At 48.1% G+C, this 14284-nt stretch carries 13 protein-coding genes; 10 read left to right on the forward strand and 3 right to left on the reverse strand.

Annotation, left to right across the window (positions count from 1 at the left end):
- Positions 1–26: 26 nt before the first annotated feature.
- From ACG1BZ_RS10075 to ACG1BZ_RS10100, 6 genes are all read left to right on the forward strand, one after another.
- Positions 27–707 (forward strand): type 1 glutamine amidotransferase domain-containing protein, encoded by a 681-nt coding sequence (locus ACG1BZ_RS10075; protein ID WP_282933144.1) that lies wholly within the window; start codon positions 27–29, stop codon positions 705–707.
- Positions 708–815: 108 nt separating this feature from the next.
- Entirely contained in the window at positions 816–1406 is a 591-nt protein-coding gene (gene nfuA, locus ACG1BZ_RS10080; RefSeq protein ID WP_282933143.1) for a Fe-S biogenesis protein NfuA, read from the forward strand.
- Between the two features lie 256 nt (positions 1407–1662).
- Entirely contained in the window at positions 1663–2535 is an 873-nt protein-coding gene (locus ACG1BZ_RS10085; RefSeq protein WP_413665510.1) for a patatin-like phospholipase family protein, read from the forward strand.
- A gap of 316 nt (positions 2536–2851) precedes the next feature.
- Entirely contained in the window at positions 2852–3721 is an 870-nt protein-coding gene (locus ACG1BZ_RS10090; RefSeq protein ID WP_413665511.1) for a patatin-like phospholipase family protein, read from the forward strand.
- A 239-nt stretch (positions 3722–3960) separates the two neighbouring features.
- Positions 3961–4836, forward strand: coding sequence for a patatin-like phospholipase family protein (locus ACG1BZ_RS10095; RefSeq protein WP_413665512.1), 876 nt, complete (start codon positions 3961–3963; stop codon positions 4834–4836).
- Entirely contained in the window at positions 4820–5254 is a 435-nt protein-coding gene (locus ACG1BZ_RS10100) for a nuclear transport factor 2 family protein (RefSeq protein WP_413665513.1), read from the forward strand. The genes ACG1BZ_RS10095 and ACG1BZ_RS10100 overlap by 17 nt, the downstream gene beginning before the upstream one ends.
- A gap of 33 nt (positions 5255–5287) precedes the next feature.
- Here the strand turns inward: ACG1BZ_RS10100 and ACG1BZ_RS10105 are convergent, their stop codons facing one another.
- Together ACG1BZ_RS10105 and hrpB are read right to left on the reverse strand one after the other, a co-directional pair.
- Complete coding sequence (locus ACG1BZ_RS10105) at positions 5288–6283, reverse strand: endo alpha-1,4 polygalactosaminidase (RefSeq protein WP_413665514.1); 996 nt, start codon at positions 6281–6283, stop codon at positions 5288–5290.
- A 202-nt stretch (positions 6284–6485) separates the two neighbouring features.
- Positions 6486–9050 (reverse strand): ATP-dependent helicase HrpB, encoded by a 2565-nt coding sequence (gene hrpB, locus ACG1BZ_RS10110; protein ID WP_413665515.1) that lies wholly within the window; start codon positions 9048–9050, stop codon positions 6486–6488.
- Positions 9051–9175: 125 nt separating this feature from the next.
- Here hrpB and ACG1BZ_RS10115 point away from each other — a divergent pair, with 125 nt between their 5' ends.
- Entirely contained in the window at positions 9176–9640 is a 465-nt protein-coding gene (locus tag ACG1BZ_RS10115; protein WP_413665516.1) for a cupin domain-containing protein, read from the forward strand.
- A 202-nt stretch (positions 9641–9842) separates the two neighbouring features.
- Positions 9843–10793, forward strand: coding sequence for a D-alanine--D-alanine ligase (locus ACG1BZ_RS10120; protein WP_413665517.1), 951 nt, complete (start codon positions 9843–9845; stop codon positions 10791–10793).
- Positions 10794–10945: 152 nt separating this feature from the next.
- Here ACG1BZ_RS10120 and ACG1BZ_RS10125 read toward each other — a convergent pair whose 3' ends face one another.
- Positions 10946–12064, reverse strand: a complete 1119-nt coding sequence (locus ACG1BZ_RS10125) for a KamA family radical SAM protein (RefSeq protein ID WP_413665518.1) — start codon at positions 12062–12064, stop codon at positions 10946–10948.
- 997 nt (positions 12065–13061) lie between these two features.
- Between ACG1BZ_RS10125 and ACG1BZ_RS10130 the strand changes: the two genes are divergently transcribed.
- Positions 13062–13391 carry a DMT family transporter gene (locus ACG1BZ_RS10130; RefSeq protein ID WP_413665519.1) on the forward strand — a complete coding sequence of 110 codons (330 nt, stop codon included), beginning with the start codon at positions 13062–13064 and terminating at the stop codon, positions 13389–13391.
- 315 nt (positions 13392–13706) lie between these two features.
- Complete coding sequence (locus ACG1BZ_RS10135; RefSeq protein ID WP_413665520.1) at positions 13707–14213, forward strand: DoxX family protein; 507 nt, start codon at positions 13707–13709, stop codon at positions 14211–14213.
- The last annotated feature ends 71 nt before the right edge of the window (positions 14214–14284 follow it).

Consider the following 14284-nt stretch of genomic DNA (forward strand, 5'->3'; position numbering starts at 1 on the left):
CTGACAAAGTTTATAAGGACAGAAATATGAAAATACTGATGGTTCTGACTTCCCACGATGAACTGGGGAATACCGGTAAGAAAACGGGGTTTTGGCTGGAGGAGTTTGCCGCACCTTACTACACCTTCAAGGACGCCGGTGCTGAAGTGACCCTGGCCTCTCCAAAAGGCGGGCAGCCGCCTCTCGATCCTAAGAGTGATGAGCCAGATTTTCAGACGGAGGCGACTCATCGCTTTCAGGCTGACGCCGATGCTCAGCAGGTTCTGGCCAATACCCACAAATTGGCTGATATGAATGAGTCTGATTTTGATGCAGTCTTTTATCCCGGTGGCCATGGTCCCTTGTGGGATCTTGCGGAAGACCCGGTCTCAATTGCACTGATTGAGAACTTTTTTGCCGCAGACAAGCCGATCGGTGCTGTGTGCCATGCTCCGGGCATTTTCCGTCATACACGCCGTCAGGATGGCGCTTACCTGGTGTCGGGAAAAGGTGTGACCGGGTTTGCCAACTCGGAAGAGGCTGCGGTTGAACTGGTGGATGTCGTGCCTTTCCTGGTTGAGGATATGCTCAAGGGAAATGGTGGAAACTACTCCAAAAGTGGTGATTGGGCACCCTACGTAGTGGTAGACGGCAAACTGGTAACTGGTCAAAATCCGGCCTCTTCAGAGGAAACCGCCCAGACTCTTATGGGATTTATCCCCACCTAGGAGAGTGGTGAGGCCGGTCGGTCGAAAGGGTTCCAACTGACCGGTTTCCCTTGAGTCTTTCTGAGAGTAGAATACCCGACAAAGAAGCTTGGTTATTTGAGAGCCTATATGTCTGATTTGAATGTCACTATTACTGAACCCGCTCAGGAATACCTGAAAGAGCTGTTGGCCAAACAGGACTGTGAGGGAATTGCCATTCGCATGTTTGTTTCCAGTCCCGGCACGCCTAACGCCGAGACCTGTATCGCCTACTGCCGCCCGGGAGAGGAGGAAGAAGGTGATGTGATGTTGGAAATGAACGGTCTCAAAGCTTACTTCGAAGGGCGCAGCGTTCCCTATCTGGATGATGCTCGGGTTGATTACTCTTCGGACAAGATGGGCGGGCAGTTGACGATTCGCGCGCCCAACTCCCGTATGCCGAAAATTACTGACGACAGCCCTATCCAGGATCGTATTAACTATGTTTTGTACAACGAGGTTAATCCGGGCCTGGCAGCTCACGGTGGCCAGGTAAGCCTGGTAGAAGTGACCGAGGATATGTTTGCTGTGTTGAAGTTTGGTGGCGGCTGTCAGGGTTGTGGCATGGTTGATATGACCTTAAAGGAAGGCGTGGAAAAGACTCTCAAAGAGAAAATCCCCGAATTAGCAGGCGTGAAAGATATTACTGACCACACCGACAAGTCCCAGGCTTACTACTGAGTTCCTGAGACCATTCTGAGTCGGCCAAGTGGCTCAAAAGAAAAAGGCGAACCTTGTGTTCGCCTTTTTTATTGCAGTGAACCTCTCAGGTTAGATCCCGCGTAAGCCTCCCTACGAACTACTCCCACACTGTATATATTTGAAATATTCCTCGGTGCTTTTGAGGCGCTGGGGCAATGTAAAGTGCCGGTGCAGCGATCCAGTGATTGGTCATGCTAGTGATTGCTTGTGCGCCAACTCCAGGGAAGAACAATCTATGTTTGACCAAGTGGTGTTTGCCGGTGGCGGCGTGCGCTGTACCTGGCAGATCGGCTTTTGGGAGTCGGTTGCAAAGGAAATTGATCTGGCACCCAGGGTGGTCAGTGCAGTATCCGCTGGCGCCCTGGTCGCCAGCCTGGTTCTGATGGACAGGTCACTCGATGGAGTGGATTACTTCGTTTCGGCATTTAAATCCAATGGGAAAAATATCCATTGGGGTAATATGTTCCGCAAAGATCCTGTATTCCCGCACTATACAATTTATCGTCGAGCATTAAGCGATTTATTTTCTGGGGGCTTTGATCAACTTAGGGAAGCGTCAGACCTACGTATTGGAGTCAGTACTTCGCCGAAATGGCTGCCTGGTCCGATCGCGTTAATGATTGGAGCAGCGATTGATTACTCTGATACTTATATTTTCCCGAACCTTCACCCCACTACTGCACTTAAATTGGGCTTCCGCCAATCTTTTTATAAAGTTCGTCACTGTTCAGATCCGTCCCAGTTAGAGAAGCTGGTTATTACTTCATCCTGCACGCCACCTCTGACGCCGCGTCTGAAGCAGGGCGGTGCAGAGGTATTGGATGGAGGGGTTGTAGATAGTGTGCCTATTGGTGGGCTGGATACCGCTGAAGGACGGGTGCTTATTTTGCTAACCCGACGTTTCCCACAGCTGCCGGACCGTTTTACGGTACAAAAATTTAACCAGGAATGGACATATGTTCAGCCCTCTGGACATGTTCCACTTAATGTTTGGGATTTTGCCAGTCCGGAAGAGGTGAAAGATACTTTCCGTATGGGGATTGCAGATGGCCGTGCATTTTTAGCGGCACTGAGTGGCGAAGGGCGGTTACTTGAGAGTCCTCCCTGATGTGACTGGGGATATCTTGAATTACTGATTGGAAGGTTACGATCTTAAAGTTACTCATAGGCTTGCACTGAGTGTTGAGATAAAGACACCTTTAGTCTCAATGCCTAGTTGGTTTGAAAAGTGAAGCCTTTTTTATATCTATTTGTATCAAGGTGGTTGGCAGGTTTGCTGATTGTGATGCGTAATAGTTGGGAGAGAGCCATTAACTGTTATCCCGCTTTAACGCTTGGTGGCGATAGAGACAAAAACTCCTGCCTAAAATTAAAATCAAAAATACCCGTATTTATTTCGATAGCCTTTTTTAGAGGGTGTCGTCATGTTTGATCAAATGGTTTTTGGTGGCGGTGGAAGCCGTTGCACTTGGCAGCTTGGTTTTTTGTTATCCCTAAGTCGCGAATTACCGATCCGGCCAAAAGTTGTTTGTGCTGCATCCGGAGGCAGCATGGTAGCGGCACTCATGCTTACGGATCGCTGCCGTGAGGGTGTTAATTACTTTCACTCTGTTTGCAAAAAAAATGAAAGGAATTTCTACTGGAATAATTCATTCCGCAAAGAACCAATTTTTCCGCACTTTGAGATCTATCGCAAAGGGGTACATGAATTTTTTCACGATAGTCTTGAGCCTCTGCGTCAATCTGCCGACCTCAGAATTGCAGTGACTTACCCCCCGGAATGGTTGCCTGTGCCTCTCGCTCTAACACTGGGGCTGGCAATTTTCTACTCTAACAAACACATCTTTCACGACTTGCACCCAAATACAGCGTTACATCTGGGGTTTCGCCAGATGTTTCACCCCGTGAGTAAATGCAAAGATGGGACAGATCTTGAGCAGCTTATTTTGAGTTCCTGCTGCGCCCCCCCCATATCCCCAAGGTTGTCGCTTGATGGTGCAGAGGTGCTGGATGGAGCTCTGGTAGGTAATGCTCCGGTCGCCGGCTTGGATGCTAGCAAAGGGCGGGTTCTGATTTTGGATACAGGGAGCTTTCCACACCTACCGAACAGTTTCAGTGTGCAAAGGGGGGATCAGGTGTGGACTTATGTTCAGCCTTCCAGTCCGTTGCCCATCGGGATGTGGAATTTTGCTGACCCCAGTGCGATGAGGCACACCTTGAAAATTGGGGTTGCAGACGGTTATGCCTTTCTCGATGCGCTTGTGTCCGGTAAGGAACGCCTGGTGGAAATTTGAGTATTCAGTGAGTTCAGGATCAAGACGATCAGTTGCACAATACTTGTGATTCGATTAGCTTATGCAATTAGTTGCATATTGTTGTCGTCATCAATATGTCATCATGAAGGCTGAAACTAATTGGTCATAAGTGTCGGCGGTAATGCAAAGAGCGGCCTGAAACTGCACTTGAGAGGATGTAAAACACAGAATGGACTCAGGAAGTTCCGGCCGGAAGGCTGCTGCAGGGAAGCGAGATCATGTTTGACCAAGTTGTTTTTGCCGGTGGTGGTGGGCGGTGTACCTGGCAGATTGGCTTTTGGGAGTCGATAGCCAACGAAATTAGTCTTTCTCCGAAGGTGGTTACTGCGGTTTCGGCAGGGGGCCTAATGTCGAGCCTGGTGCTGATGGGTAAGACGGAGGAGGCTCGAGAGCATTTCTGGACCGCATTCGAGACTAATGAAAAAAATGCTTATTGGGGAAACCTTTTTGGTAAAGAACCTGTGTTCCCCCAATATGGAATCTACCGCAATGCGATGTTAGAGCTGTTTCGCGATGGACTGGAGACCCTTCAGCAGGGCGCAGAGTTGCGAATTGCGGTTGTTCACCCACCAAAAGGTCTATCTGGCGGTTTGGCTTTTGGAGTGGGGGCCATGGCCTACTATGCCGATAAGCATTTTTTACGCAGTCTTCACCCCAAGATCGCCCAGCGCTTAGGTTTTAAGCAGCAATTTTATCGAGCCCGGGATTGTTCCAGTATTGAGGAGTTGGTGGATTTGATTTTGTGCTCCTCCTGTACGCCGCCATTCACTCCAAGACTTAAGTTGCGGGGACGAACAGCACTCGATGGTGGGGTGGTAGATAATATCCCGGTGGCAGGATTGGATGATGGAAAGGGAAGGGTGCTGGTGTTGTTGACCCGTCGTTACGACCAGTTCCCAGATATATTTACACAGCGTAAAGGCGATCAGGATTGGACTTATGTCCAGCCCTCGAAACCGCCATTCATCAGTGTTTGGGACTACACAAATCCTGAGTTGGCCCAAAAAACTTACGAGTTGGGGTGTGCTGATGGGAGAGAATTTTTACAAAAACAAGTGAGTGAAGAGGAAGTCTCCAATGAACAATTCCAATAATAAAATAGCGGAATCTATTGCCCTATGGCACGAGATGGTTGCTGCGCGAGATCTGAGTCGCTTGCCAGCGATCGTTGCAGAAGATGCTGTTTTCCGTTCACCGGCATTTTTTAAGCCCTACCACAGCTCCGCTGCTGTGTGCCTGATTCTCAATACGGTGATGCAGGTTTTTGAGAGCTTTGAATACGACCGTGAATTTACTACCGAATCGGGACACGATCTGGCTCTTGAATTCGCAGCCTCCATCGGTGATAAGAGCCTGAAGGGATTGGATATTATCCGCTTTAATGATGAAGGCAAGATTATTGAGTTTGAGGTGATGATACGCCCGCTCAACGCCCTGCAAAAATTGGCAGAGGAAATGTCCGGGCGACTTTCCCAGTATGTGACTCAATATAAGGAAACTCAGCAGGCCTGATACCCGCTGAGTGAAAGCGTTGGGGCCTAATGATTACTCATCGTCGGAATCGAAGTATTCAAATGCATCGATTCCATCCATATAGGCCCCATCGAATCCTGCATCAACGATCATATAAATATAAGAATCATCGTTGCCGAAGATAATTTTCTGCCAGCCCTGCTGCCAGTACTTTACGTAGTAATTGCCTGGTTCGCCGGGTACTTCCCCCAATAGCCATTCGGGAGGGGTGTTGTACCAATAGGATTTCCAGTAATAACGATCGTCTTGTGCCTCGCCGATATTGACATAGGCCAGCACCAGGCGGCGTCCACCGTTTTCTTTTTCCTTGAGCTGCTCAATTTGTTCTTCCGTGTAAGGTTCACCGTCAAAGAAAAAGTCGATAATCAATATGTCGTAATCGGTTTCACTCAGGGCATCGATGAAATCTTGAGGCGTAGAGTAGTTGCTGGTATTGGTAATATTGATATAGTTTTTGGCTTCCTCAAGGTCATCAATGTCCAGAGAGTTAACATTGAAGGGCTCATCGGGATACAGAGGTATATCGTTCAGGAGTTCGTTATCTGCGGCAAAAGAAATATACCCAGCCTCTTCGTTATTCTCATATGACTCATCAATATCCCGTTCAATATTGGTGAAGTCCGTGATTAGGATTGTATCCCCTTCATCTTTCGCCAAATCCAGGTAAGTTTGCAGGCGCTCGGTTTCTGACTCGCTGGTGGGCTCGTTGATATCGCCATTTGCACCAAAGAAGAGAGCCTCCTGCGCAATGCCGTCTGTGGCATCCAGGTAGGCTTCATCGATGGGACCAGTGGTAGTAGTTGTCGTAGTAATCAACTCAACCCCATTCTGGGGTACGATGAGAAAGTGACGGTTAATGTCCTTGGCGTAGGCGCTGATATCCTCAACCAGGTAACGCATTTCCTTATCGTACTTGATAGTTGACTGATTCAAATCATCGGGAAGGTCATCGAGGCTACAGCCAAATATCAGTAATGGGCTGAGAGCGGCTATGAGTATTCGGCGCAAAATACATCTCCATTGCTACGAGTTAGAGTTTGTTCTGGTTTTGGGGCGTCGCTGCGGGCCAAAATAATTCAGACTATCTCTATTGGCGCGAGTTCCTATCCCTTGCGGCAGCTTATGCTATCCGGTTGTTGCTGAATGTTAACTTAACCGCCGCCCAGAAAGTAATTTTGCTGCCTCAGGGGCAGTGAATCTAAAAAAAGAACTACCGTCCCATATTCATTCTCTTCTTCGTTTTAGTAGTAGCCTCAGCCGTCAGGGGATCATCGGGCCAGTAGTGTTTCTGGTATTTGATACGCAACTCCTTCTTTACCTCTTGGTAAGTATTGGCCCAGAAATTCACCAGGTCACGGGTAATTTGAACGGGGCGCCGTGCCGGAGAGAGTAAATGAATCATCAATGGATAGCGGTTTTTTAGAATTGTTGGAGTTTGTGCCAATCCAAATAGCTCCTGCAGGCGCACAGCCAAAACAGGTGGGGTTTCTCCGTAGTCGATTCTTATTCGGGAGCCACTGGGAACCAGGTAGTGACTGGGGGCCAAGTCATCGAGTTTTTGTTGCAGGTCCCACTCAAGCTGTCCGCGCAAGATGCTTTGCAAGTCAAGCTGCCCTAGCTGCTCAAGTTTGCTGAACCCCTGCAAATGAGGTAGCAGCCAATCCTCCATGGTCTCCAATAGAGCCTCATCACTCCAGTTTGGTACTCGAGTGTCGCCGAGAAAATCCCCGCACTCTTCACTTTGGCGTAAAAATTCCACTCGAAAACGTAACTGGTTAGCTTCTGTGTTCCAGGGGAGGGAGGAGAGACCTTTCTTTCGTACGGCTTCTAATAATGCGCGACTGAGGGTCTCCGGGGGAATATCTGCTGCAGGCCGCTGGTGTAAAACCAGCGCCCCCAATTGCGTTTGCTGTAGGGCGACAGCGCGGCCGGTAGTCTCGTCCCAGCGAACTGAAATCTCTTCTTTGATCTGGGCGGCGAAATGCGACTTCAAAGCGGGCAGAGAAATCTCTGCTGCCAGCTGGATACTTGCATCTCGGCCCTGGCCATCCAGTTCGGCAATGACCAGGTATTCGCTTAAAGCTAGGGCGTCATCATGGGAGAAATGTGCGCCTCGGCCACTGGAGAGTAGAAACCGGCGGCCGGTATCACTGCGCGATTTCGCAATACGGTCTGGGTAGGCGAGTCCAAGCAGGGCACCAGTTTCATCGGAGTGATCGATACTCTGTGGTGCAGGACTTGAACTTGACTCAAATTTCTTTAATTGAGAGAGCCAGGTTTTAGACTGCTGGCGTATTCTGTGAGCAGTACCGCGATCTACCCGCCGATCGTTGCCTTGGGACTGCAGAGCCTGAATCCGTTTGCTAATGTCCCGATCCCATCGTGCTTCGCCACGGAAAATATCCCGTTCAGATAGTAGCGCTGCCAGCAAGCAGGCCTGTTCCTGCAATCCCCAGCTGACACTGGCAACTAACATATGTGCGAGGCGAGGGTGGGCGCCAAAGGCCAGCATGGTATTCCCGTGAGGGGTAATACGCAGTTTGTCATCCAGTGCCCCCAGTTGCTGCAAGAGCTGATGGGCCTGGGCCATAGGTCCTGGGGGTGGTGTGTCGAGCCAGTTGAGCTCGCTGACATCGGTAACCCCCCATTTAGCTAATTCAAGTGCCAGGGGAGCCAGATCACTGCGAGTGATTTCCGCTGTATTTTTGGCGCTCAATGAACGCTGTCGGCCCTCACTCCAGAGTCGCAGACAGTAGCCGGCGCTGAGACGCCCGGCGCGCCCTGTGCGCTGGGTAGCTGAGGCCTGGGAAATCGAGCTTGTCACCAAACGATTCATGCCACAGTTGGGATTAAAGCGCGATTCACGCATTAATCCTGAGTCGATAACTATTCGGATGCCCTCAATCGTCAGGCTGGTCTCGGCCACATTTGTAGCCAGTACGATTTTTCTCGTGCCTGGTGCCGTTGGTGCTATCGCCTGATCCTGCTGCTCACGGCTCAGGTCCCCAAAAAGCGGTGCAATAATAATGCGGCCCTTTTCGGCTTCCTCAGATAGTCGCTCCTCCAATAAGTTCTCAACCTGTTTGATTTCGGCGACACCAGGAAGGAAGGCGAGAACACTACCTTCTTGTTTGCCTAAGGATGCGACAACTTTACTTGCCATCAAAGCCGGGATTTGTCGTTTGTCCTCGGGCTCTTCTCGTTGGTTCAAGTACTCAATATTGACGGGATAGCTGCGTCCTTCACTGGATATGATGGGTGCGTTATTTAGTAGTGAGGAGATGCCGCTGGTATCCAGGGTGGCAGACATCACCAGAATCTTGAGATCCTCGCGAAGATACTCCTGGGACTGAAGACATAAGGCGAGGGAGAGGTCGGCTTGCAGACTGCGCTCATGAAATTCATCGAATATGACCAGAGCGCTGGATGCCAATTCAGGGTCAGCCTGTAAGAGGCGTGTGAGAATTCCCTCGGTTACAACCAGGATGCGAGTCTTCTTGCTTGACCTCCGCTCGCCCCGGACCTGAAATCCAACGGTATCACCAACTTTCTCACCCAGCTGGTTAGCCATGCGCGCCGCTGCTGTTCTAGCGGCCAAACGTCGCGGCTCCAGCATAATAATATTCTTTCCGCTCAACCAAGGCTCATCTATTAATGCCAGTGGTACGGCGGTCGTTTTACCCGCTCCGGGGGGTGCCTGGAGCACGACATTACTATGCCCTCTCAAGGCCTGGAGCAGTTCGGGGAGGATACTGTGAATAGGTAACTCAGACATGGGCGCGATTATAGTGATTTCGCAACATCGGTGATACCAGCACTGTCCGGTAAGCTGGCTACCTGCTGGCTGAACTATATTCTCCCGTAACTAGATGGTTGCTGCCCAGGAGAGAGGAGAGTGCGATGAGTGTGAATGTCCGGCGAGTTGTAACAGGGCACGACCCAGAGGGAAAGCCAGTAGTGCTCATAGATGATCAGGGTTTGCATACCAGTAGTTGGCGGCCTCATATGGTTCAGCAGCAGTTATGGACTACCCAGGACTTGCCCGTAGAGCTTTGTGATGATGGTAGAGACAACGGCGGGAGAAAATTTGATGGAACTACGATTCCGGGAGGCTCGGTTTTTAAGGTCGTAGAATTTGGGCCAGGAGTTACGCCACGATCTCACCAAACTGACAGCATTGATTATGCGGTGGTGATGTCTGGGAATATTGAGATGGAAATGGGAGATGAGGTTGTTGTGAAGCTGTCTGCGGGAGATGCACTTGTCCAGCGGGGGACAGTTCATAATTGGGTCAACCGAGGTGAAGAACCTTGCGTGATAGCTTTTGTGCTAATTAGCTCTACGGGCAATACGGCATTTGGTTAGCTGTCTTTAATAATGGTCAATTCGCAAGTACTTTCGACTTCAACCCTATCCAAAACTCAGGACTAATGAAGGTTATTAACTTCTTTTTTACGTGCAGTTTTCCGGGTAGAGGCTGGGGGGGCGTTAAAGTGAAAACCAGTTGCGCAGCTAATATTCCAGCCCGGCATTCGATAGATTGTGTAGTGGCAGCGGAGCATGATTGATGCGTATCGGTATAGTCTACGACCTTCGTGATGATTATCTCGGGATGGGGTTTAGTGAAGAGGACGTCGCTGAACTTGATCACCTGGAGACGATAGATGCGATTCACGATGCGCTTACCTGCGCAGGCCACCATATCGAACGGGTCGGCAATATTCACAGGTTGGCGCAGCAACTGGTTGGGGGTAACACCTGGGATCTAGTGTTCAATGTTGCTGAGGGGATGTATGGAACGGGGCGCGAAGCACAGGTTCCCGCTTTGTTGGACGCCTGGAAGATACCGTACACATTTTCTGATCCATTTGCCAACACAGTGACCCTTAATAAGGAAATGACCAAACGCATATTGCGGGATATGGGTATACCAACGGCACAGTTTGCAGTTGTTCGAAGCGTTACAGATGTCAATCGAGTGGAGCTTGAATACCCTTTGATGACAAAGCCGCTCAGGGAGGGAACCAGTAAGGGGATATCGCCTGAATCTAAAGTTATCGACAAGGCAGCTTTGAAAAACCGCTGTGAATACCTTTTGAATCGGTTTAATCAGCCAGTACTGGTTGAAACATTCCTACCTGGCCGAGAGTTTACTGTGGGCTTTTTGGGGACGGGTGCAACTGCCGAGTGCATTGGGGTGATGGAAAAGTTATTGGGCGATGAACCTGTGTATTACAAGTATGATGGAGCTTTCCCCGGCCGGCTGGTGGACGATGGTCAGGCGCTAAAGGTCCGAGCAATTGCCCAGAAGACTTGGGAAGTACTTGAGTGTCGTGATGGTGGTCGAGTTGATATTCGCTTTGATGCACAGGGGGCCCCCATGGTTATGGAGGTCAATGTCTTACCGGGTTTGCGGCCTGAAGTTTCTGAACTGCCCGTGATGTGTGAATTGGCGGGTATTCAGTATGGGGCCATGATCAACCGCATTGTGGAATCAGCTATTAGCAGTCATTTATAGTTACCCTGGATCCTGCAAAATTCTACGATATATTGCGGTGCATACTACCGTTGACAAGCGCTTGGTATTTTGGATATCTCAGAAACATCCAAAAGGCATCAGCGCAATAAATTTGTCACTTATGATGAGCTTCTCTGGTAGTTAGCACTTTGTTACTCCAGATAAATACCCGTTTGCCCTCTGAAATTTCGAATGTGCCATTCGCCTTCGATATCGCTTTGTTTTACATATTCGTGGGGCATGACCGGGTTTTTGCCCAGCTCGGTAGTAAGTACATATTGAGGGACCGCAAAACCCGTGATGTGCCCCTGCAATGACTCATAAATCGCCTGTCCTTCTTTCAAGCTTGTCATAAAGTGAGAGACACCGACCACATTATCGCAGTGATAGAGGTAGTAGGGCCTGACTCGTATTTTTACCAGAGCGAGCATCAATTGGCGCATAACATCCTGTGAATTGTTCACGCCTTTTAAAAGCACTGTTTGATTTCCTACCGGAATGCCTGCCCTCAACAAGCGGTCGCATGCAGCGGCGGCTTCTTCTGTGACTTCTTTGGGGTGATTAAAGTGTGTGTTCAGCCACACTGGATGAAATGATGCGAGCATTTCGCACAATTCGTCGGTGATACGTTGGGGGGCCAGTACGGGAAAGCGTGAGCCAATACGAATAATTTCCACATGATCTATTGCCCTCAGCTTCTCCAATAGTTTGGCCAAGCGGTCGTTGGAATACATCAGTGGGTCGCCGCCGGTGAGTAATACATCGCGAATCTGTGGATGTGATTCTATGTAAGCAATATCCTCATCCCAGCTGGTTGCTTCGCCTTGTTCGAAATAACTTTCCGGGCCCACCGTTGTGGTATGAAATTTCCTTGTGCAATGACGACAATAAACAGGGCAAACAGACGTTACCAGAAAGATGACGCGATCCGGGTACTTATGTACAACGCGGTTGGTTTTACGAAAGTACTGATCACCTACAGGGTCAACGTCTGCACTGTCGGGTACGATGGTTTCCTCTAGTGAGGGAACTGCCTGCAATCTAATTGGACAATTAGGGTCGTCAGGGTCCATTAAAGAGGCGTAGTAGGGGGTAACACTCCACCGATAAATTCCCTTGAGCTGTTCGATAGCGTCGGATTCAGAAGTAGAAACATTGATCCATCGCTTCAGGCCATCCAATGTACTGATGCGATTGCGCATCTGCCAACGCCAATCAGACCAGACCCCGTCAGAGTTTTCCGTTACGGAACGGACTATAATATTGCGCATAAGTATTGCCGCTTTGTTGTGCATTCATTTGTTGCTGATGGTCTGCCTCGATATCCGAGATTGCCTGTAAGGGGCTTGAACATGGATTGACTGTGAAGCAATCATTATGTGTAATGAAATCTGTGGAAGGATTTTATGTTCGTAATGCCTCAAATCTCTGTAGGACTTTCTGCGATATTTTGAACAGCCAACTTCTGAGCAACCAATTCCAGTGCATTTTGAGACCATACTACTTAGTTTCTTCAATACCCTTGTGAAGTAGGGGGGGCGTATTTTATCTACCGCCTTTCTAATAAAAATAGAAGATACGATTCTCAGCTGGTAGGTGCTAAGAATACTGCTCTGTCGATAGCTTGGTAGAAAAGTGTTTTGCGCTCTAAACGCTAAATCGAGAAATTTGTAATTATCGTGATTGTATGCCTGTAGTAACACAGGTCTAAAAAGGGGTAAGTCATTGGCGATATAGGGTGTAACCACAAAAATTATACCAAGTATCGGTTTCACGATATTTCAATCCTATATCCCAAATATCGTTTAGTTGTTGCTCTATGCAACTTGCCTGCTACGTGAGGTAGATGTTATTTGGTCCGCACTCCTCTGTTTAATAAATATTTGCACACATTGAGTATTTTTCAACAAGTCAGTAATCGCTGGTATGGGGCCAGTATGAGTGTAAAATTAGTCACGATTGTTTCTGGAGGAGTATAAAAAACAGCTGTAATACTACAATTAGATCTATTGGTATCGATAGGCTAGGTAGTTGTCGGGGCTGAAATCTAGCTCTTCTTTTATTGCTGATTTGTCAATGGGAAGACATGAGTTATCTTTGGTAGCCAGAGGGCTGACTGTTGACTGTAAAGTCCAGCATTGTATTTCGTACAGCCGCATAGTAAATAGCAGAATCGCCGCTATTTTCCAATAGCGCTATTCGTCATAAATTTGATAGTATCTAGCTGATCAAGTGATTTGACTACAATAAATTCTAATGGAGTAGAACTTGACCTATTTGTTTTTATTTTTTGCGATCATTACCGAAGTTACAGCTACCCTACTACTTAAGGCTTCCAACGGTTGGGAAAAGTGGTGGCTGGGAATGGCCTCTATCTTTTTTTATTCTCTGGCGAGTCTATTTCTTGCGTTTGTACTAAAAAATATGAATGTGGGAATGACTTATGCCATCTGGTCAGGCGTCGGTATTGCTCTTGTTTGTGCAGCTTCTGTGGTTATTTGGCAGCAAAAGTTTGACGTATACGCTGTGAGTGGAGTTGCTTTGATATTTATGGGTACGGCTCTAATTACTATAAAATCCACTGTGTTTGAGCAGTAGCTTTTTCCTACAGCTTTTATAGGGCGGCTTTGCTCAGAGAAAGGCCGGTGAGATTGGATTTACGGTGTAAATGCATCAATGAACTGCTGGCCTCCTCCGAAGAATAGGTTTGGGGCATTCTTTGAAGTGCCTCTTTTGTCATTTAGGTAAACCTGGTTTACCGCAATAATATATATGGTGTTGCGAATTAGGCAATTTTTGCGGTTCAACAGGGTGGGCTTGGCCTATTATTATAGATGACTGTAAACCCTTTTATGATATCTCTTAAAAGGGAAGGTATGGCTGTGGTTGAGTTGTGTGTTAAGGAAGTGTTATATGAAGCAGAGCACGCACGAAAGCTATGAGACTGCAGCTGATTTACAGTTGGCCTTGATTCGAATTTATATCGGGCTCAATTTTACCCATCATTTTGCTGAGAAGTTTGGTCTGCTGGGCGCAGACGCTTACAATTTTGTTGTTCATTATTTTGAGGGGATTGGATACTCATCCTCTATGGTGATTATCTCTGGTATTTGTGCGTTCTCTGCATTTGTTGGATTTACTTTTGGTTTGTTTACGCGGTTTGCCGCTGTTGGAACTGCTCTTTATTTGATGATTGCGTTATTTGAAGGGCGGCATTATCTCGCAGGTTTTTCATGGGCAAGCCATGTCAGTGGTATAGATATTAGTGGAAATATACAAACCGTTTATGGTGGGTGGGAATACCCTCTTTTTTGGGCTTTTATTTGTTTGTCTTTTGTGTTAACCGGCGGCAGAAGGTGGTCTGTAGATCAATACTTGAGGAAGACAAATTCTTCGGTGTTACAGTTTCTAAGTAGGTGAACTGGATTGTCTTAAACTAGGGATAACCTATAGCTAATTAGTGACTTATCGATGAGGCAGTTTTTAGATTT

This window comes from Microbulbifer sp. CNSA002 (assembly GCF_047324085.1).
Taxonomy (GTDB): domain Bacteria; phylum Pseudomonadota; class Gammaproteobacteria; order Pseudomonadales; family Cellvibrionaceae; genus Microbulbifer.